Below are 21,885 nucleotides of genomic sequence, written 5' to 3' on the forward strand. Positions count from 1 at the left end.
TTTTATTATTGTTAATTACGTTGTTTTTGTGTTATTGTTTATATGTAAATACTATTTTGTTGTTTATTTGTGTAAATCCTGTTTATAAAATTTGTCTTTTGGCATAATGTGAGTAAATTATTTTGAATATTGTCTTAAAATAAATTTTATGTGCAGTATTGCGCAGGAGAAATTAAAAAATACCAAGGTGTTAGTTCTGGGGCATAGAAGCGTAGCAGAAGCTAGTGTCATGAAAAAACAATTTCTAATATGAGAGATATCAGCCGTAAACAAATGACATTACGAACAGCTTATGCTGTAGCTGTAGTATACTGTTCTGACGAAACCATTCACTTGATCAAGAGCAATCAGCTTCCCAAAGGAAATTTATTTGATGTCGCGCGGGCAGCGGGTTTTATAGGGGCCAAGCTAACGCCACAGCTTTTATCGCATTGTCACCCAGTCGGAATAGATGGAATGGATATTTCCTTTGAGTACCTGTCGCGTAGGGCGCATTCGACTTATTTTTCGGATCCCAATCTTCCATCTTCCGGAATATTGATTTCGGTAAACGCTAAATCCATTGGCCGTACCGGTATTGAAATGGAATCGCTCGCGGCAGCAAGTATAGTCGCATTAGAAATTTACGATATGTTAAAACCGGTTGACCAAAATCTGGAGATCGGAAACATTCAGCTACGTCAGAAAACAGGTGGGAAATCTGGAAACTACGCATACTTGGGTATGACAACGACATGTGCCATATTGGTATGTTCTGATTCTACAGCGGCGGGTACTCGATCCGATAAAAGTGGTCTGCTTATTAAAGAAATCATGGAAAGCCATAAGGCAACTATCATCGACTATAAGATCGTACCCGACGAAAAAACGCTGATACAAAGTCAGATTCAAAAATGGGTGGCAGCAGATGTCCATTTTATCTTCACAACAGGCGGAACGGGTCTGGGGCCCCGAGATCATACCGTCGCAGCCGTTGCAGAGATATTAGAGCGAGATGCAGATGGTATTACCGAAGCAATGAGAGCGTTTGGGCAAATGCGAACCCCTGTGGCGATGATGAGTCGTTCGGTTGCCGGAGCAATACAACAAAGTCTTATTATAACACTTCCAGGGAGTAGTAATGGCGTTCAGGAATCGTTGGACGCGATTTTACCGGGTGTTTTTCATGCTCGAAAAATGATGTTGGGGGGAGGACATTAAAAATGGAAACGTTTGATAGTGCACAACGATTACTCCGCGAAGCTGCATCTTCATTCGGATGTGAAGAGGTGGATCTACATGAAGCTGATAATCGATTTTTGGCTGTAGATATAGTTGCCGATCGCGATTATCCTCCTTTTAATAGAGCAGCAATGGATGGTTATGCATTCCGGATTGAAGATTGGCATGATGGTATCCGTACCTATGAGGTTGTTGAAGTAGTATACGCAGGGGCACAGCATAAGCAGGAACTAAAAAAGGGACAATGTTATAAAATCATGACCGGAGCAGCCTGTCCTGAAAGAATCAATGTAATTATAAAGCTCGAAGATGCGATCGAAGTGTCAGGTACAGTTAGCTTTACGGTGGATCGAGTTGCTGAATTCCAGCATATCGCTCGACAGGGCGAGGATGTAAAACAGTATGAAGTAGTTTTGTACGCACCTCAAAGGTGTAATGCGCAAATAATTAGTCTATTAGCTTCTTTGGGTGTGTCACGTGTATCTGTATATCTCCTTCCTTCAGTGTCTATTGTGACTACCGGTTCCGAAGTGATACAGCCCGATTTACCGATAAGCCCTTTTCAAATTAGAAACAGCAATCAGTTTTTATTAAGATCCCTATTAAAAAAATGGTCCATTGTACCACAGCTTTGTACGCATGTTGATGATAACGTCCCCTCGCTCCAAGCAGTACTCCGAGAAGCATTAAAACATAATATTACGATAATAAATGGAGGTGTTTCAGTGGGAGATGCAGATTATGTTCCTACCGTATTAGGAGAACTGGGGGTCAAAGTTCTGTTTCATAAAGTATCTATCAAACCCGGAAAACCTATATTAGTCGGTCAGACAACAGGAGGTGGAATTGTATTTGCTCTACCGGGCAATCCCTTATCCTGCCTTGTGACCTTTACAGTGTTTGTAGAAGAATACCTGTACTATTGTTTTCAATATAGCCAGCGAATGATCTATAAACTTCCTGTTTTGGATTCTAGGCGCAAGAAAGGTGAACTTACGGAGTTCTTTCCCGTGAAAATCCATCCAAATGGTGGATTGTGTATGTTGGAGTACAACGGCTCTGGGGATATTACTGCAGCTTTAGGAGCAGACGGATTCGCGATACATCCCCACGAGATGGCAGAAATAGCACAGCATAGCTGGACATATTTTTATCCATTATAATAATTTAATTCTTAATCCACCTGAAAAAAATAATTTATGAAAGAAGCACTTAAACCATTGACTACCCTCCGTATCTTTTCGATTAAAGGCATCCAGATGCGTACTTTTCACATCACCTGGATTACCTTCTTTTTCTGTTTCTTTGGGTGGTTTGGCGTAGCGCCATTAATGCCCCTTATAAGAGAACAATTAAACTTAAGCAAAAGTGAGATCGGAAATATTATTATCGCATCCGTTTCTGCCACTATTATAGCGAGGCTAGTCATTGGGAAATTATGCGATACGCTAGGGCCACGGCTATCCTATACTATTTTGTTAGCGATAGGTTCCCTTCCCGTTATGCTGATCGGTTTAAGTAATAGCTATGAATCATTTTTGTTGTTTAGGTTTTTTATCGGGATAATAGGTGCATCATTTGTTATTACTCAATTTCATACCTCGATGATGTTTGCCCCCAACGTAGTTGGTACCGCGAATGCGGTTACCGGAGGGTGGGGTAACCTAGGCGGGGGAGTAACGAATCTAGTTATGCCATTAATTGCAGCGGGTTTTGTCGGAATGGGACTGGTAAGCCACTCCGATTCCTGGCGAGTTGCGATGATCGTACCTGGTGTTATTTTATTGGTAATGGCATTTGTTTACTATCGGTATACAAAAGACACTCCTGAAGGGAACTTTGATGAATTAACAGTTAGAAAGGGTAAGCGCAAAAAGGCAGAGAAAGGAACCTTTATAAAAGCATTAAAGGATTATCGTGTGTGGATTTTGACGTTTGCTTATGCTGCATGCTTTGGAATAGAGATTACTGTTGATAATGTCGCTGCGACGTTCTTTATGGATCAATTTGGAACGAGCATGATAATGGCAGGCGCAATGGCCAGTATATTCGGTGGAATGAATCTTTTTGCACGAGCTTTAGGAGGAATCGTAAGTGATAGAATTGGTAAATCCTACGGTTTAAAAGGTAAAGGCATTCTGTTAGGCGGCTTATTAATGTTAGAAGGTATCGGAATAGGACTGTTTGCGCAATCACATACGCTCACCATGGCAATAATAACGATGTTATTGTTTGCACTCTTTCTAAAAATGGCAAATGGTTGTACCTACGGTATAGTCCCGTTTATCAATAAAGATTCCATCGGCACGATAAGCGGTATAGTCGGTGCCGGTGGGAATATAGGTGCTATGCTTGTCGGATTTTTGTTTAAATCTGAACAGTTAACTTACGCAGACGCCTTCCGATATATCGGTATTGGTGTTACCATAATAGGCGTAATTGTACTTATTACCAAGTTTCAATTGAAAACTCTTGGCAAGGCGGCACCGGTTTCTCTTGAATTAGAAGACAAACAACAGATTCTCCATGAACAGAGATAAACAAGAAACTTTTACCAGTACGTGCTGTTATTGTGGCGTAGGCTGTGGTGTTAAGGTTAAAATCGAAAGCAAAGATACCGTTTCCGTAAAGGGAGATGAGGATCACCCTGTTAATAGCGGGATGCTTTGTAGTAAAGGACTCAATTTGCAATATACGGTAAATGATAAATCGGACCGTTTATTGTATCCGCAGATGCGCTATAATAAGAATATGCCTTTGCAGCGTATATCTTGGGATGCAGCGTTAGAGCGTACGGTCGCTGTATTCAAAACTTTCATCGAAAAATATGGCCCAGATTCCGTCGCGTTTTATGCTTCTGGTCAATGTCTTACGGAAGAGTATTATGTAATAAACAAGCTGATAAAGGGATTTATTGGTAGCAATAACATCGATACCAATTCACGTCTATGCATGAGTAGTGCGGTTACAGCATACAAAATGTCATTAGGAGAAGACAGTGTGCCCATTTGTTATGATGATATCGAAATAGCAGATTGTTTTTTGGTAACGGGTGCAAATCCTGCTTGGTGTCATCCTATTTTATGGCGACGTGTTGAAGCACATAAATTTGCCAATCCGCATATTAAGATTATCGTAGTCGATCCCCGCGTTACTGATTCTTGTTCATTAGCTGATCTGCATCTACAGATTAACCCCGGTACGGACATCGTGCTCAACTATGCCATAGGGAGGATATTGATCGAAAACAATCAGATAGATAGTAATTTTATCCGTGATCACACGGAGGGATTTGAAGCCTATACACAACGTGTCTTTGAGAAAACTGTTTCCGAAGCCGCCATCATCTGTGGTGTGCAAGAGGCATCCATCCGGTTGGCTGCCGAATATATCGGCGATGCAAAAGGCTTCTTAAGTCTTTGGACAATGGGGCTTAATCAAAGTGCAATTGGTGTTAATAAAAATTTGAGTCTCATCAACCTTAATCTAATTACCGGGAAAATCGGAAAGCCAGGTAGCGGACCTTTTTCGCTGACGGGACAACCCAATGCTATGGGGGGGCGAGAGGTTGGTGGTTTGGCTAATTTGCTGCCGGCTCACCGGGATCTGTCAAATGATAAACATCGAAAAGAAGTGCAAAAATTTTGGGGTGGCGCTACAATCTCGGATAAAGCAGGACTTACCGCAACGGAGATGTTCGAAGCGCTCCATGATGGACGGTTGAAAGCGATATGGATTTTGTGTACAAATCCAATGACGAGTTTACCAAATGTAAGGTTTGCGGAGGAAGCTTTAAAAAAAGCAAAATTTGTAGTCGTGCAGGAGATTACGGATAAGGCGCAGACATTGCCCTATGCGGATGTTATTTTACCTGCGGCTGCATGGGCGGAAAAAGAGGGAACTATGACGAATTCAGAACGCCGGGTGAGCCACCTCCATAAAATCATTGATCCTCCCGGTGAGGCGCTACCGGATGCAGAAATTATTTGCCGTTTTGCCCAGAAAATGGGCTATAAGGGGTTTGATTACCTTCATCCTTCGGATATTTATAGAGAGCATAGTAAGCTTACCGCTAGAACCAATACGAGCGTTGATGGGTTAGATTATGCGCTTATAGACAGCAATAAAACGGTACAGTGGCCTTTTCAAAAACGAAAGCGGACAGGAACAGCGCGGTTGTTTACTGATCACGAATTTTATACGCCGAGTAAAAGGGCGATTATACATAGCCCTGTTGATGTGCTGACAAGCGAACTTCCCAATTCAGAATATCCTTTTATTCTGACCACAGGACGAATCAGGGACCATTGGCATACCATGTCTAAAACGGGTAAGGTAAGTAAGCTTAAGCAACATATTAAAGAAGCATTTTTGGAAATGAATCCGGTCGACGCCGAACGACTGCACATAGCAGATGATCAAATTGTATGCGCACAATCCAGACGTGGAAAAGTGCAAGTTAAGGCCAGGATTACGAATAGCATTAAACCAGGAGTTGTCTTTCTTCCAATGCATTGGGGAAAGGCACTGGGAAGCGATCTGCATAGAACGAATAATTTAACAAGCGCATACGTAGATCCATTATCAAAAGAACCTGACTTTAAATATTGCGCTGTTCATATCGAACCATTTTCAAAGCCATTTCAAAAAATCGTAGTAGTAGGTGCAGGCGCGGGGGCATTTGGATTTGTAAAATCGTATAGAGCGTTAAATGAATTGGACGAAATTACTGTTTTCAGTAATGAAGACCAACCATTTTACAATAGAGTAATGTTACCGCATTATGTGAGTGGAGAGCAGGGATGGGAACAGCTCGTGAAAATGAAAGATGGAGAGGAAAATGAGTATAATATCAAACATCTGCGCGGGATTGGTGTACAGCGTATAGATCGTGAAAGTAAATATGTAATCGACTCCAGAGGAAGGAAGACACCCTATGATATCTTGATTTTAGCTACGGGCAGTCGCGCTACATTACCTAAGAATGTGCCCAATCTATCTGGCATATTTACAATGAGAAGGCGGGATGACGCAGATAATTTAAAGAAATACCTGCCTAAAAATTCGCACGTTGTTATTGTAGGCGGAGGTTTGTTGGGATTGGAAATGGCAGCTTCTCTGCGGGAAATAGGCGTCAAGATTACGGTCGTACAAAGGGTGTCCCGTTTTCTGAATAGACAGCTGGATATATTAGGCAGCCAGATGTTGCATGAGGAAATGGTAGAACAGGGGTGCGATATATATTACAATGATGAGGTGCAGCTGTACTATGGAAGAAGTAAACTAACAAAGGTTGAACTGAAAAGCGGGGCGCAGATAAAATGCGATGCTATCATTTTGGCAATTGGTACGACTCCGAATATTGAATTGGCTAAGGAGGCAGGTTTACTTTGCAAGAGAGGTGTCGTCGTAAATGAACGCTTGCAAACGAGCGATCCGAATATTTATGCAATAGGTGAAATTGCTGAATTTGACGGTACACTTTATGGAATCACCGCGGCAGCGGAGCAGCAGGCAGCGGTAGTCGCAAAATTCCACAATGGTGACGTGGGGAGCTATTATGCAGGTAGTTTATTTATGAATATTATCAAAATCCAGGGATTTGATTTGTGTAGTATTGGCCTCAGCGAATCACCTAATGAGGAGTATGAGGAAGTCGTCTTTATCGATAAGGCTAAGCGTTATTACAAAAAATGTATTATACATCAGGATAGGCTAGTGGGTACCGTACTTATTGGAGATAAGAATGAGTTTTTAGAATTTAAAGATCTTATTGCAAATAAAACTGAACTAAGCGATAAAAGGCTTCAACTACTACGAAGTGGTAACAAAGCCGAACCTCTTATAGGGAAACTGGTCTGCAGTTGCAGTCAGGTTGGAGCTGGTAACCTGACCCGAAAAATAGAATCTGGCTGTGCAGATCTGCAACAGCTGTGTGAAGCTACCGGAGCAGGTATGGGGTGCGGTTCTTGTCGACCGGAGGTGAAATCTATTTTAGATCAGTTCTTAGCAACAACAGTTATAGCGGAGGAGGTGCCAATTGAAAACTAATATAACAACCGTACACCAAATAAAAGTAAATCTCCGGGGTGGAATTGTCGCAGTAGGGGATCTATTGCCTATTTTAGAAATTTTACAACAGGTAGGTATCAGAGAAATTAGATTCGGTACGCGCCAACAACTTTATTTTGAGGTAAATGCTGATGAACTTGAACAAATTGAATACGGATTTTTAAGCACCGATAGCGAGTTTGAAATCGATAACGATGATTATCCGAATATTGTGAGTTCATATGTTACAGACGACCTGTTTACCCAGTCTACGTGGTTACGTGAGGGGGTTTATCGGGATGTTCTGGATTCCTTTAACTATAAACCAAAACTAAAGGTTAATCTGGTGGACAATAGTCAGTCATTAGTGCCTTTATTTACGGGAAATTTAAATTTCATTTCATCAGAAGTAAGTAACTATTGGTATCTGTATGTTCGATTTCCGAAGACCAATATTTTGTATTGTTGGTCATCTTTAATCTATTCCTTTGATATCTCTTCTGTCTGTCAAAACATAGAAGAGGTTATAGGGGAAGAGTCAGGGATATTTGTCGGCTGCGAAGAAGTCGACGGAGTTTTATTGGAAGAGAAAGTAAAGAGCAAAGGAAATTATTTTTCGCAAGCATTAACAACTCTTTTGACAACGGATGAATTTCAATTACCCTATTATGAAGGATTCAATAGGTATAACGATAAGTTTTGGTTGGGCATTTACAGGCGAAGTGAACTTTTTACCGTAGATTTTCTGTCGGATATTTGTACGGTATGTGCCAAAACCCGGATAGCACAAATTTATACTACACCATGGAAATCCATCATCATAAAGGGAATCCAAGCGTCAGATAGGAAGTTATGGAACGGTGTGCTCAACAAGCACCGGATCAATGTACGTCACGCCTCGAATGAACTGAACTGGCAAACGGAGGACGTTTGTAATTATGGCTTGGCACTTAAGCACGAGCTGATCTTCCATTTTAATCAAATGGATTTAAGAACATTTAAATTGTGCTTTGCGATCAAAACAAATCCAAAAAGCAGCCTTTTTGGTTCGATCATTATAAAGCAATTATTTCTTGATACAGATGGAGAGTGGTTTGATGTACTACATACCGTCGATTTTAATCCGAATTCTAAGAATCTGATCTGTTATGAACACAAGGTTCCGAGATCAGGACTTATTGGAACGTTGACGAGTTTATGTAACTACTACTATGAATTACAGGAAACAAAATCAAACCTATCAATATTCGATCACGTAGATTATGCTTCTGTCAATGAAGGATCCCATGAGGTGGTTGTTATCCACCAATGTATGAAATGTTTGAGTCTATACGACCCCGAATGGGGCGATGAAATAGCGAATATAGCAGCAGGTGTAACATTTGCCGCGTTGGATGATACCTATTGCTGCTCTATCTGTAATGCAGGTAAAGAATGTTTTGTTGCGGTAAATAAGAAAACCTTAGCGGCAATAAATGCTGTGAGAATTGAATTTAATGAATAATCATGATAGGACTTGTTTTATGTGGTGGTGAAAGCAAACGGATGGGGAGGGACAAGGGCATGTTGCAGTATGGAAATTACACCTGGGCTGAATATGCGCAGCAAATATTGCATTGTACGGATTTGCCGGCATTTATATCCGTGAATGAAAGACAACTTCCAGTATATCAACAGCAGTTTTCGAATCCGGAATTGATTGTAGACTGTGTGTCTGCAAAAGGACCTTTAACCGGGTTATTGAGTGCTCATTTTAATTTTCCAGAGGAGGATATCTTGGTGTTGGCCTGTGATATGATCAATATGGATACCGATACCTTGCGTACATTAATACGAAATCATGTTGACAATAAAGGAATAGCAGGTTGCTTTTTTGAAAATAACAGTCGTGTGGAGCCATTGTGCGCCATTTATTCTTCCAGTATGCTAGCACAAATTGCTACGCAATTAAACTCAGGAACACTTATTCATTTTGCATTACATAAAATCATTTTAAGTTTCCACGTTTCTATCATACCGATCGCTGATCATATTAAGTTTGTCAATTACAATACCATTGACCATTTTTATGAATAGGAGATCAAAAATAGAGAGACGAAGCGAATATTAGAGACAGCCCTGTTTTTAATTCGAGAGCCTAAGATATTTTACTATCTCAGGCTCTCTTCTTCGTGAGGTATTCAATATACCCTATATTTTTTCTGCAGACGCTTCCACTTATTTATATAACGTTTGTCGTTTCAAATTGTTGTAAAAAAAAACAAAAAAAATGCTAATTCATGGGCCTTTCTCCAGCACTATGACACCTGAGTCGTATTGAAGACTTCTCCGAATTTAGAAAACGTTTCATTAGCCACTTCTATTGCTTTTGCATGACTGGCTGGGTCTTCTCCGTATGTGTTGAGTACTGCCGTAAATGCAGCCCACATCTTACCCGTATCTTCCCCATATCCCGAAAAGAAAGATGTTCCTCCAGTAATACCGTATTTATTCAACATCTGTACAATGTATGGTCCGCCCATGATAGAACCTTCCAATACGTATAAGGCAGAGAGGGCTTCCAAGGGGGAAGTTACCTGTGGGACATTCACTTCCGGGAGATGGTCCACACTTTCGCCTAATTCTTCAACATCCTGTTTGATATAGCTGGAATTCCGACGCTGGACATAGTCTGGCAGTACTTCGTTTGTAATATACGGCATTATCGCTTTTTCGACAGCGTTGAAGTATGCATAGAAGTTTTTTAATACTTCTGCGTAATCTGCGTTGGAACGGATAGCTTTTAGTTGACGTACAACTGTACCTTCTAATTTTTGATGTGCAGCACTCGTGCTTTCTTTGATATTTTGACTTAACATGATGTAATCTTTTAATTTATAACGATTCTATACAAATATTGTTATTTATTGGAATATCTGTATGCTTCTTTTCGCTTAATCATCTATGAAATCTGCTATTTTTCTAACAAGCTTTCGTAGTAGGGCAAGTAGGACGTCAATTTCGTTACAAAGAGAATTAACGTTTCTTTGCTTTTTAACGGAAAAAAAACTATGTTGCAGAAAATTATACTTCGACCAAGTATAGATTTTTTATTCTAAAAACAATACAATTATGAACAAAATCAAATTTATGAAGAGCCTAGTTCTTCTTTTCTTCGTCGGAGTTTCCGGGCAGTTGCATGCGCAGGATAGGACGGCGCCGTCTTATCCGTTGATCACCCACAACCCCAATTTCAGTATTTGGTCTAATACCGACCAACTTGCGGAATCCACAACGACACATTGGACCGGAGCGGATCATGCGCTATTGGGTATGATCGATGTAGATGGAACAATATATCGCTTTCTAGGTAAGGAGGTTCCAAATTACAAAACCATTCTGCCCGCCTCCGATGAAGAGTCTTATGAAGTACATTATACCGAAGTACAGCCTCAAGGAGATTGGAAAACAACAAACTATAACAGCTCTGAATGGAAGTTAGGAAAAGCGCCTATTGGTGATTTGGCTCAAAAAGCTAAAACGATTTGGCAATCTAATGATATTTGGGTAAGACGAACTTTTGATGTCACCAGCCCTGAAACTATCGACGCTCTTTTTTTAAAATTAAATCACGATGACGATATCGACGTATATCTTAATGGCACCAAGATTTATAATAAAGTAGGATGGACCAACACATTTGAATATATTTCCTTAGGAGAAGAGGATAAAAAAGCCTTAAAATCAGGAAAAAATGTCATTGCAATCCATCTGCGAAATACCGCGGGAGGACGTTTTCTTGATTTTGGGTTAGTCGATCGGGAAATAGATCGTTCCGCGACGACGCAGTTAGCAAAGCAAACCAACGTAGAAGTAAATGCGACGCAAACCATATACCATTTTACCTGCGGTGCAGTTGACCTAAAATTGACGTTCACCTCGCCGTTGTTGATGGATAATCTGGATCATTTAGCACGTCCCATCTCCTATATTTCCCATCAGGTGCATGCCAACGACAGCAAAAACCATCAAGTCAAGGTGTATCTTAGCGCTGCATCAAATATTGCCGTTTATGAGCCTTCGCAGGAAGTAACGGCGAAGCAATATAACTCCGATCAGCTTTCCATTTTAAAAACAGGTACGGTCGAACAGCCTATGTTGCAAAAAGGAGCAGATGACATGCGCATAGATTGGGGTTATTTCTATGTCGCCGTACCAAAGAAAAGCCAATCTGTGCAGTTTATTACTCCCCAAAAAGAGGCAGGAAATGCCTTTCGAAATGGTCTTACCACATCTACAGCGCATCAAGGCAGACAACTCGCCTTGAATACCGTTATTCCGTTTGGCAGTGTTGGTAAAAAGCCGGTTACGCATTATGTTGCCGTCGGATATGATGAGGTTTATTCGATACAATATTTTGGTAACAATTTGCGGCCATGGTGGAATCTATCTGGTAAAGAGACGATAGAAAAGCAACTTACTAAAGCCACGAATGAATACCAAGAAACCATCGCACAATGTGAGGCATTTGATAAAACATTGTATGCAGACGCATTGAAATCGGGCGGAAAAAAATACGCGCACCTCTGTGCATTGGCCTATCGTCAAAGTATCGCAGCCCATACATTGGTGAAAAGCCCCGAAGGAGAAATTCTATGGTTATCCAAGGAAAACAACAGCGGAGGTTTTATCAATACGGTGGATGTCACTTATCCATCCGCTCCATTATACTTGATTTATAATTCACAGTTGTTGGAAGGTATGCTCAATGGGATTTTTTATTTCAGTGAAAGCGGCAGATATCCGCATCCATGGGCCGCGCATGATCTTGGTACTTACCCCTTGGCGAACGGACAGACATATGGTGAGCCCATGCCGATCGAAGAATCGGGTAATATGATTATCCTTACTGCTGCTATAGCAAAAGCGCAAGGAAATGCGGAGTACGCAAGAAAACATTGGAAAATACTGACCACATGGGCGGATTATCTAACCAAAGAAGGTTTGGATCCAAAGAACCAGTTGTGTACCGATGACTTTGCAGGGCATCTCGCTAGAAATGCAAATTTGTCTATCAAGGCAATTGTAGGCATAGCTTGCTACGCTGAGCTGGCCAAGATGTTAGGTTATGACGATATTGCAAAAAAATACAGAGCTATTGCAGACGGGATGGTTCCGGCATGGATGGAAATGGCAGATGCAGGAGATCACTATGCGCTGACATTTGATAACAAAAATACCTGGAGTCAAAAATATAATTTGGTGTGGGATAAAGTTCTACACCTGCAACTTTTCCCTCAAACAGTATATGATACCGAAATCGCGTATTACCTCAAGAGGCAGAATAGATATGGATTGCCTTTGGACAGCAGGAAAGATTATACTAAAAATGACTGGATTTTGTGGACGGCGACTTTTACGAACAACGAAAAGGACTTTCAGTCACTCATAAATCCCGTTTATTTACATGCAATCGAAACAAGCTCTAGAGTACCGTTAAACGATTTTTACGATTCAAAGACCGGTATTCGGGAGAACTTTAAAGCTCGCAGTGTGGTAGGAGGTTTTTATATGAAAATGTTTTCTGATAGATTAAAAAATAAATAAGCCAATAAGGAGTCCAAAACAGAGAATGATATCTTTTTGGACTCCTATTCCACTATATATTACCTGTTTTCACCTTCGCTTCATCCTTTGTTCACATCTAAATTGTCATATATTACAACAATTTTTGCGGTTGACTGTTAATTTTTAGACATCATAACGAAAATCTTATGAGTTTAAACACAGATACAAAAATTAACGTCGTAACAGCGCTTAGCGTTCTTTCCGCTAACAAAAAAATTCCAAAGGTGATAGAGAGACAGGTACTTACCGCGTTATCGCACTATCCTGAGCTTGGGGATGCATGCATAAGATTTATTTTTACACAACAGTTGAAAAGATCCGTAATGGCCGCACGGCCAGTGATTCGAACATTGTTCTACGCGCGTAAAAGACGGGTGTACGATATATTGATCAGTCCGGTATTTAAACTTAAACACAGCATCGAACCCATTCATCAGGTGGCAGATGCTGTATTAATCGGGTGGATAGGCCATGAGCTCGGTCATATTATGGACTATGAGGAAAGAAGCACGATAGGCATTGCTAGGTTTGGTTTATTGTACTGGTTGTCCAAAAGGTATGTCCGCAAGGCGGAACGTGTAGCGGATACGTTCGCTGTAACCCGTGGTATGGGCTCCTATATTTTGGCCACCAAAGAATTTATTTTGGACCATAGCGAATTGTCGCAGCGGTACAAAGATAAAATCGCACGCCTTTATCTTTCCCCGGATGATATTGTAGAACTGGTAGCCAAACTGGAAGAGAAAACACAAGATGATCGCGAGGAAATATTGGCCGAGGAATCCCAAATAGTGGAGGATATCACCAAAGAAGATCAATAAGCCCCCTGAACAATCTTGTTTTTATAATGTCGAGATGTATTTTTCAAACTTATCAAATTCCTCCTCTATCATAACCCGAGGTATTTTCGTTTGTCCTCCTAGTTTTTTGTAATGTTCGCTCCAGCTATGGAAATATGATACAGGTATGATATTGACTTCCACCCCATCTAACGCTTGATGTCGGGCCACCTTATAATTCTTATTGTTAGCCTGGAGTTTTGCGTCGAGAAATTCGGTGATTTGTGGAGAAGTGTACACTCTATCAGCGCCCAAGTACCATTTATTGATGTGTTTTTCTCCTCTGCGGATCGAGGCAACGGTGAATTCCTCTATCTGCAGATCAAATTGCTCCTGTAATTTTTCGATAGCATTGTTCATCTGATGTACGGATACCTGTTCCCCCACGACATTTAGAAAGTGCTTTGTCCGGCCACTGATCATAATTTCAGCGTGTTCTTTATCCGTGAGGATCACTGTATCACCGATCATATAACGCCAAGCCCCGGCTACGGTCGAGATTAAAAGTACGTATTCCGTACCTTCATCTATTTCTTCTAATGTTAGCACCTCAGCATCCTGTCTCACTCGTCCTTCTTCGTCCATATTTGCCTCAACAAAGGGAACGAACTCGAAGAAAATACCGTTGTCAACAATGAGGGCCATACCGTTGGTATCCGGTCTTTTTTGTGTAGCTAAATAACCTTCTGAAGCTAGGTAAGTGTCGATATAGGTCATCGGGCGCGCAAACAGTTTTTCAAAACTTTTGCGATAAGGCCCAAAAGCGACCCCTCCTGTGCTGTATACCTGAAGGTTGGGCCAGATATCGTGTATGGTGTCGACCTGATGGTAACGAATGATTTCTTTAAGTAGGAGTTCGGACCAGGACGGAATACCCGTCATACTGCCGATGTCCCATTTTCTTGCAGCTTTCGCTATCCTTCTGACCCGCTCATCCCAATCTTTGGTCGCAGCGATTTTTCGTCCGGGTTTGTAAAACTTTCTAAACCACAATGGAAGGTTGGATGCGGAAATTCCGCTAATTTCTCCTTCAAGGAAGCCGTTTCGTTCTTTTAGCTGCGTACTGCTTCCGAGCATCATGATGTTTTTTTCAAAAAAATCCGCCGGCAAACCAAAATTTTTTAGACTAAGAATTTGCTGTATGCCCGCTTTTTTTATAGCATCTAACATATCGTCGGTCACTGGTATAGCCTTACTGCTGCTGGTGGTTCCGCTGCTCAACGCGAAGTATCGTTGACCGCCCGGCCAGGTGATGTTTTCGTGCCCCTCATCTAAATAGTGCCACCATTCTGCATATATGTTGTCGTAGTCGTATATAGGCACTGCGCGTTGGAAAGCTTTGATCGGATCCGTTTCAGTCAATATCGTGCTGAAATTATATTTTCTTCCAAAAGCAGTATATTTTGCTTTTTTCAACATGTCAATTAGCACTTCCCGCTGTGCGTCCTTAGGTAATGGATCTTTACTGATGATGCCGTTTACGTTGATTACCCTTTTTATAATTTCTCCGATAATAGCCATAAATAAAAAATTGCTTACTTTACCATTATAACAACCAAAGGAGTGTGGAAGTTTTGTTTTGCTCGCTGCATAGAAAAGGTTTCAATATTTGTTTACAAATATTTATGTTTGTTAGATGCATTTACTACTCAGCAACTTCATTTTTCGGATAACCATTACATTATGGTTATTAACCAACATATGCTGCACGCAGGTGAGCGGGCAATCAGAAAAACTACAGTTAACTGTCGATAGTGTATTGACTATCAGTAGCAGTATGAGTTGTTTGCTTAGTTATCAATTCAATACAGTATATCCACCCAAAGGGCAGGATAGCAGTTATCGGCGCAGTGGTTTTATCCATCCGCTTAATACACCTCAAGGACATCAACTTACCCGTATGCAACCTGATGATCATTACCACCATTATGGCATTTGGAATCCGTGGACGCATACCCTTTTTGAGAAGGACACGATCGATTTTTGGAATCTGAAGAAGAAAACCGGAACAGTCCGTTTTGTCCGCTTCACTAACCAGGATAAAGGCGCGAATTATGCCGAATATACAGCGCTGCATCACCACGTCGCATTCAAAAAAAACGGTACCGAAAAAGTCGCCTTGGAAGAATGGCAAACCGTTAGGGTGGAGGTATCCGATGAAGCCAAAAATTACTATTGGGTCGACATTACGACTACTTTTCGTTGTGCTTCAACGAGTCCATTGCACTTGCTTACTTATCGGTACGGAGGACTAGGATGGCGGGCTACGGAATTTTGGGATAGCAGCAATTGTGAGGTATTGACCTCGGATGGAAAAGATCGTAACAATACCGATGGTAGCAAAGCAAGATGGTGCTTGGTACAAGGTGAGTTACCAAATAATTCCTATGGCGGAATGGCCATTCTTTCCCATCCCGATAACTACAATCATCCGGAACCCTTACGTATTTGGGATGAAAATGGTAATAATGGACGTGGAGATTTCTTCCTCAATGTCTCACCGACAAAAGATCGTGATTGGCTGTTAGAGCCAGGCCATACCTATGTTTTAAAATATCGGCTTATTGTATTTGATGGGCATATGGATGCAGACAGCGTAGAAAGCATCTGGCAAAGTTTTTCTAAAAGCCAAACAGCTCCTAACTAGAAACCATTGTGTAATTTAATTTTTATTGAATTTGAGTTTGGTGTCCACGTAATTCAAAATTGGATATATATCCTTCGACATGCAATGATAATCTATTGGATCGAGAAGGATCAGTTTTTACGCTCGGAAAGTATTTGACGAAATGGACCTTCGTTTTAACAAAATGGATAACTTTGCTGTTATGGACATTAGTATTCAGACTGTTGAGGCAAGCATGTTTTCCAAGACGTTTTGCTCTGAGCATTATCACATCTTATTGACAGCGGATTCAACCTGTTATCAAGTAGACGATGTAAATTACACATCGGGCAGCAAATCCTTAATATTTCTAGCTCCTTACCAACGTTTTAGAATCATAGACGCACTGGATCTTCACCTTATGCAACTTGCTTTCAACGGCGATTATTATTGTATAGAGCTACATAAGAACGAAGTATCCTGTAATGGGTTACTCTTCAATTCCGTTTATCAGTTACCTCATGTGGAAGTTGCAGATGATATCTACCTTGAGTTGACCTCAATTTGCGGTAAAATGGAAAAAAAGATTTATCAGGACACTAGATTTACCAACTCGATTATTAAATCTTATTTGCAATTGCTACTGTCTATAGCCAGCGATGAAAAACAAAAGTTCATAAATCATCATTTCTATTTTACGCAGCTCAGAAGCGAAGAGGGTATAATATTTCAAGATCTGGTTGAGCAGTTTTACAAAACAGAAAAATCCATAACATTTTATGCGTTCCGCATGCACATGTCTTTACCCGCGTTTAGTCGTAAAATAAAGCGTGTGCTGCATAAAAGTCCTTCAAAAATTATACAAGAACGTACTATTCTAGAAGGGAAGAAGCTTTTGCATCTCACTTATAAATCAGTTAAGGAGATCGCACACGAGCTATGTTTCGAAGATCAACATTATTTCAGCCGCTATTTTAAAACCCATGTGGGCGTATCGCCAACCTATTACCGTCAGCAGGTCGGCATATCTGCCGCTGCAAATTTATCCATAGAATAGTCAAATATGTCCATTTAATACCATATTCCCGTGTCGTAGTTTTGTGTAAAAAATGATCTTATGCAATTTTTACATTTCTTCGCTGCCTTACAGGGTAAGTTTATCCATTTTCTACAAATCGCTATTTTTATTGTAATGGCCTGGATTGGTGGCCTAAAGGTATTCCAGTACGAAGCAGATGGCATCGTGCCATTTGTGGCCAATAGTCCATTTATGAGTTTTTTCTACACCAATGAAGCTACGGAATACCAACATTATAAAAATCCTGAGGGAGCCACCGTCACAAAAAACATCAACTGGCATAGGGAGAATGGCACCTATATCTTTTCGTATGGCTTAGGCGGTGTTATAGTTTGCATTGGTATTCTTACCTTATTAGGCATCTGGTATCCTAAGGCAGGATTTGTAGGCGGTTTATTAACCTTCATCATGTCTGTTGTCACGCTATCTTTTTTAATCACAACGCCAGAAGTTTATGTGCCAAATTTAGGAGGTGACTTTCCTACGCCTAACTTTGGATTTCCTTATCTTTCCGGAGCTGGGAGACTGGTGCTAAAGGATATCATTATGTTGGTTAGCGGCTTAATAATAGCTTCTGATTGTGCACAGAGACTACTTAATTCAAAATGTCCTTAGCCGATTAAGTGCTGTCTAATGAGATCATCTCACAGACTAATCTGAACGATTAGTTACTTCTAATATATTAAACAGCTTTCTGCGCTTGATGAAGTAAAAGGTGTTGCCTATCTTTACCTATAGAGTTAATCTGTATGATTTAATTCATAAAATCTATAAAAATGTCGAAGGAAAAGGACTATGTTATCCCTGCGCAAGCAGGTATAGGACATGTGCATTTAAAAGTGTCCGATCTTGAACGCGCGCTGGAATTTTACCGTGACCTGTTAGGTTTTGAGCTTACTACGATGTATGGCGATCAGGCAGCGTTTCTATCTGCTGGGGGATATCATCATCATATCGGATTGAATACCTGGCACAGCAAAGGAGCGGTGCCTGCGTCTGCAAATGGCGTAGGCCTATATCATACGGCAATTGTATACCCCACTAGAAAGGACCTTGCTGTTATCTTTGACCGTCTGCGGCGAACACATTATCCATTGACTGGAGCGGCAGATCATGGCGTTTCGGAGGCTTTGTACATGAATGATCCCGATGGCAATGGAGTAGAATTGTATTGGGATCGCCCTAGAGAACAATGGCCGCATCAGTCGGATGGTTCTTTGGAAATGTATACGCGTGCGCTGAATTTAGATGATCTATTGAAAGAACTTGATAGAAGTTAAAAGAATTGATAAACTTTAAGTTCCGTACTATTGAATAAGGCTATCTTTGCTTTTACACGCAAAGATAATCTTATTAAACAGCGCTACGCAATATCTTTTCCATTTTCCAACCTTTCGCCAGTTCATCCACCAATTTGTCCAAATATCGAACCTGTCGTGTCAACTGATTTTCGATTCCTTCGATGCGATACCCGCAGATTACTCCGCTGATGAGGTGTGCATTTGGATGTAACAAAGCCTGTTGGAAGAACGTTTCAAAAGTTACATTTTGTTTTATCAGATCCTGTAACGTACTGCTGTCAAAGCCTGTTAACCACTCTATTACCTGATGCAATTCTTCTTTTGTTCTACCTTTCTTCTCTACTTTTGCGAGATACATCGGATAGACCGAGGCAAAGCTCATTTTTGCAATACGTTCATTATGCGTGGCGGAAGTATTCATACCTTATGTTTTTAATTGTTCGCATTCTATTTTGCATATTGCAATTTACAAATTGAATCGTAGAAAGTTAAGTCAAAAAAATGAAAATCTATTTAAAATTTCGTGGGTGAATCTTATAACCTTGAACAGGTATTTTACGCTACCTGCGAATTTTAATATTTAAAATGAGAAGCATGAATATTTGGCGACTGTATCGCCTCACATTGTAAACTATTTTTCTTTAACACGGGTACTTCATGTCTTCCGTGTATCAAAGAAAACGGCGTAAATTAACCTTAAATAGGCTGTTCGTAAACATATTTACTGTTTTCTAAAACATCTGTATCATATTTCCCCAACTATCTCTTCCTACCTTTACTGCTGTACGATGTAGCATGTAATGGTATGTGTATACAATATAAACAGTTGCTTATAAACCTGAATGCAAATTTTGCGGATGTATTTAAGAGCTTAATATGGATGATTATGTTAACGCGGATGTCCCTTGTTGTAGATGGTTTATTTCGAGTACAGGTTAGCCGATGATGTAATCGATAAAATTCATCAAATCAAAATCAGGGATATAAAATAAAAAAATAGTAAACGGATCAATAATACTAAACACAAATGAAAATAATCAACACACTACTTACGATGTGTACTGTTGGAGCGCTACTTGGGTGTTCGTCGCAGGCCGGACTGAAGAACGAGACGCCGAAGGCAACTGTATTGAAGGAAGCCTTCAAAGATAAGTTCTATATCGGGACAGCTTTGAATCTTGATCAGATATGGGAACGTAATGCTACGGCGGTGGGAGTCGTAAAAGAACAATTTAACGCTATTGTTGCCGAAAATTGCATGAAAAGTATGTATCTACAACCGCGTGAAGGAGAATTTTATTTTAAAGATGCAGATAAATTTGTCGAATTCGGAGAGAAAAACAATATGCATATGGTGGGACATACGTTGATATGGCACTCCCAAGCGCCTAATTGGTTTTTTACAGATAGGCAGGGCAAAGAAGTTTCACGAGATGTTTTAATTGAGCGTATGCGTCAGCATATCACCACAGTGGTATCACGTTATAAAGGCCGTATCAAAGGATGGGATGTTGTAAACGAAGCTATTTTGGATAATGGTGAGTGGCGTGATAGTAAATTTTACAAAATTATCGGAAAAGATTTTATCAAGCTAGCTTTTGAGTTTGCACATGCCGCAGATCCAGACGCCGAACTCTACTACAACGATTATTCTACAGCAGTGCCCGATAAGCGTGAAGGTATTGCTAATATGGTTAGTGATCTGATCGCACAAGGTGTGCGTGTGAATGGAATCGGTATGCAGGAACACCATCAGCTGGATAACCCAAGTGTTCAGGAGGTCGAAAAAACAATTTTGGCATTCTCTAATTTAGGTGTCAGCGTGATGGTTACGGAAATGGACATCACTGTGCTTCCGTCACCCCGACGCAATATAGGAGCCGAGATTAGCGAAAATTTCACGTACGACAAGGAAATGAATCCCTTTCCCGATGGCCTCCCTGCTGAGAAGGTCCGCCAGTTAAATGGTAGATATGTGGATTTCTTTCGCTTGTACCTAAAGCATCAAGATAAGATAAGCCGGGTCACCGTATGGGGAGTGGGGGATGGTGATTCATGGCGTAATGGCTGGCCTATGCGCGGTAGAACCGATTATCCGCTGCTTTTTGACCGGGAATACAAGCCTAAATCCATAGTTGCTGAGCTTATTAAAATGGCACAGCGTAACCATTGAATGTCGACGGAAAACGATTCACATAAATTTAGTTTTAAGAATATGAACAACACAAGATATTTGTTTCCCAACGATTATATGGCAGATCCTTCTGCCCACGTCTTTGAAGGTAAGATCTACATTTATCCTTCGCACGATTGGGAAAGTGGCATTCCAGAAAATGATAACGGTGATCATTTCAATATGAAAGACTACCATGTGTTTTCGATGGAACACATTGCGGGTGAGGTCACCGATCATGGCAAGGTGCTTTCATTAGAAGATATCCCTTGGGCGGGAAGGCAGTTATGGGATTCAGATGTGGCCCACAAAAATGGAAAATACTATATGTATTTTTCATTAAAGGATAAGACGGATGTATTTCGTTTGGGGGTCGCCGTAAGTGATAAGCCGTATGGTCCATTCGTGCCACAGGATCAGCCAATAAAAGGAAGTTATAGTATTGATCCTTGTGCGTTTCAAGACGATGACGGCGCGTATTACCTGTATTTCGGTGGGATATGGGGAGGCCAACTGCAGTTTTTCAGAAACAATAAGATGGTAGCCGGAGCAGATCTTCCACATTTCCATGAACAAGCCTTGTCTGCTAAAGTTGCGCGTCTATCGGAAGATATGTTGGAGTTTGATGAAGAACCGCGGGAACTGCAGATCTTGGATGAAAATGGAAAGCCATTGACGCAGGGAGATACTGAACGTCGTTTTTTCGAGGCTTCGTGGATGCACAAATACAAGGGTAAATACTATTTTTCGTATTCTACGGGCGATACACATTTGTTGTGTTATGCCATAGGTGATAATCCCTATGGACCATTTACCTATCAAGGTGTTATATTAACGCCCGTAGTGGGATGGACTACGCACCATAGCATAATGGAACACAATGGAAGATGGTATCTGTTTCATCACGATTCTGTACCGTCGGACGGAAAAACCTGGTTGAGGAGCATGAAAGTCGTGGAATTACAATACAATGCAAACGGTACCATAAAAACAATTGAGGGTCAGTAAGT

The 21,885-nt window shown here is 40.8% G+C and carries 17 protein-coding genes; 14 read left to right on the top strand and 3 right to left on the bottom strand.

What is annotated here, in order from left to right; translation table 11 throughout:
- The first annotated feature begins 249 nt into the window (after window positions 1-249).
- Genes moaCB through C4F40_RS03805 form a run of 6 tightly spaced genes read left to right on the top strand, consistent with a single transcriptional unit; the run spans window position 250 to window position 9,348 of the window.
- Complete coding sequence (gene moaCB / locus C4F40_RS03780; protein ID WP_196938034.1) at window positions 250-1,200, top strand: bifunctional molybdenum cofactor biosynthesis protein MoaC/MoaB; 951 nt, start codon at window positions 250-252, stop codon at window positions 1,198-1,200.
- Between the two features lie 2 nt (window positions 1,201-1,202).
- Window positions 1,203-2,384 carry a molybdopterin molybdotransferase MoeA gene (locus C4F40_RS03785; protein WP_196938035.1) on the top strand — a complete coding sequence of 394 codons (1,182 nt, stop codon included), beginning with the start codon at window positions 1,203-1,205 and terminating at the stop codon, window positions 2,382-2,384.
- Window positions 2,385-2,420: 36 nt separating this feature from the next.
- Window positions 2,421-3,761: a NarK family nitrate/nitrite MFS transporter gene (locus C4F40_RS03790; protein WP_196938036.1), complete on the top strand. Its 1,341-nt coding sequence runs from the start codon at window positions 2,421-2,423 to the stop codon at window positions 3,759-3,761.
- Entirely contained in the window at window positions 3,748-7,272 is a 3,525-nt protein-coding gene (locus C4F40_RS03795; protein ID WP_196938037.1) for a nitrate reductase, read from the top strand. Before C4F40_RS03790 ends, C4F40_RS03795 begins: the two co-directional genes overlap by 14 nt.
- Complete coding sequence (locus C4F40_RS03800; protein ID WP_231389905.1) at window positions 7,262-8,776, top strand: rubredoxin; 1,515 nt, start codon at window positions 7,262-7,264, stop codon at window positions 8,774-8,776. The genes C4F40_RS03795 and C4F40_RS03800 overlap by 11 nt, the downstream gene beginning before the upstream one ends.
- Window positions 8,777-8,778: 2 nt before the next feature.
- Entirely contained in the window at window positions 8,779-9,348 is a 570-nt protein-coding gene (locus C4F40_RS03805; protein ID WP_196938038.1) for a molybdenum cofactor guanylyltransferase, read from the top strand.
- A 221-nt stretch (window positions 9,349-9,569) separates the two neighbouring features.
- Here C4F40_RS03805 and C4F40_RS03810 read toward each other — a convergent pair whose 3' ends face one another.
- Window positions 9,570-10,130 carry a biliverdin-producing heme oxygenase gene (locus C4F40_RS03810; protein ID WP_196938039.1) on the bottom strand — a complete coding sequence of 187 codons (561 nt, stop codon included), beginning with the start codon at window positions 10,128-10,130 and terminating at the stop codon, window positions 9,570-9,572.
- A gap of 271 nt (window positions 10,131-10,401) precedes the next feature.
- Here C4F40_RS03810 and C4F40_RS03815 point away from each other — a divergent pair, with 271 nt between their 5' ends.
- Window positions 10,402-12,858, top strand: coding sequence for a glutaminase domain-containing protein (locus C4F40_RS03815; protein ID WP_390881624.1), 2,457 nt, complete (start codon window positions 10,402-10,404; stop codon window positions 12,856-12,858).
- Window positions 12,859-13,025: 167 nt separating this feature from the next.
- A complete protein-coding gene (locus C4F40_RS03820) occupies window positions 13,026-13,700 on the top strand; it encodes a hypothetical protein (protein WP_196938041.1) in 675 nt (224 codons plus the stop codon).
- 21 nt (window positions 13,701-13,721) lie between these two features.
- Here C4F40_RS03820 and C4F40_RS03825 read toward each other — a convergent pair whose 3' ends face one another.
- Entirely contained in the window at window positions 13,722-15,239 is a 1,518-nt protein-coding gene (locus C4F40_RS03825; RefSeq protein WP_196938042.1) for a GH3 family acyl-acid amido synthetase, read from the bottom strand.
- A 115-nt stretch (window positions 15,240-15,354) separates the two neighbouring features.
- Between C4F40_RS03825 and C4F40_RS03830 the strand changes: the two genes are divergently transcribed.
- The 4 genes from C4F40_RS03830 to C4F40_RS03845 all read left to right on the top strand — a co-directional run bounded on the left by C4F40_RS03830 (window position 15,355) and on the right by C4F40_RS03845 (window position 18,681).
- Window positions 15,355-16,365, top strand: a complete 1,011-nt coding sequence (locus C4F40_RS03830; protein WP_196938043.1) for a DUF6807 domain-containing protein — start codon at window positions 15,355-15,357, stop codon at window positions 16,363-16,365.
- Between the two features lie 181 nt (window positions 16,366-16,546).
- A complete protein-coding gene (locus C4F40_RS03835; protein ID WP_196938044.1) occupies window positions 16,547-17,380 on the top strand; it encodes a helix-turn-helix domain-containing protein in 834 nt (277 codons plus the stop codon).
- A gap of 60 nt (window positions 17,381-17,440) precedes the next feature.
- Complete coding sequence (locus C4F40_RS03840) at window positions 17,441-18,016, top strand: DUF417 family protein (protein ID WP_196938045.1); 576 nt, start codon at window positions 17,441-17,443, stop codon at window positions 18,014-18,016.
- Between the two features lie 161 nt (window positions 18,017-18,177).
- A complete protein-coding gene (locus C4F40_RS03845; RefSeq protein ID WP_196938046.1) occupies window positions 18,178-18,681 on the top strand; it encodes a VOC family protein in 504 nt (167 codons plus the stop codon).
- 73 nt (window positions 18,682-18,754) lie between these two features.
- Here the strand turns inward: C4F40_RS03845 and C4F40_RS03850 are convergent, their stop codons facing one another.
- A complete protein-coding gene (locus tag C4F40_RS03850; protein WP_196938047.1) occupies window positions 18,755-19,123 on the bottom strand; it encodes a DUF2200 domain-containing protein in 369 nt (122 codons plus the stop codon).
- A gap of 606 nt (window positions 19,124-19,729) precedes the next feature.
- Here C4F40_RS03850 and C4F40_RS03855 point away from each other — a divergent pair.
- Both C4F40_RS03855 and C4F40_RS03860 read left to right on the top strand, forming a co-directional pair.
- Entirely contained in the window at window positions 19,730-20,875 is a 1,146-nt protein-coding gene (locus tag C4F40_RS03855) for an endo-1,4-beta-xylanase (protein WP_231389906.1), read from the top strand.
- Window positions 20,876-20,917: 42 nt separating this feature from the next.
- Window positions 20,918-21,883 (top strand): glycoside hydrolase family 43 protein, encoded by a 966-nt coding sequence (locus C4F40_RS03860; RefSeq protein WP_196938048.1) that lies wholly within the window; start codon window positions 20,918-20,920, stop codon window positions 21,881-21,883.
- The last annotated feature ends 2 nt before the right edge of the window (window positions 21,884-21,885 follow it).

The organism is Sphingobacterium pedocola (assembly GCF_015209965.1).
GTDB classification, from domain to species: Bacteria; Bacteroidota; Bacteroidia; order Sphingobacteriales; family Sphingobacteriaceae; genus Sphingobacterium; species Sphingobacterium pedocola.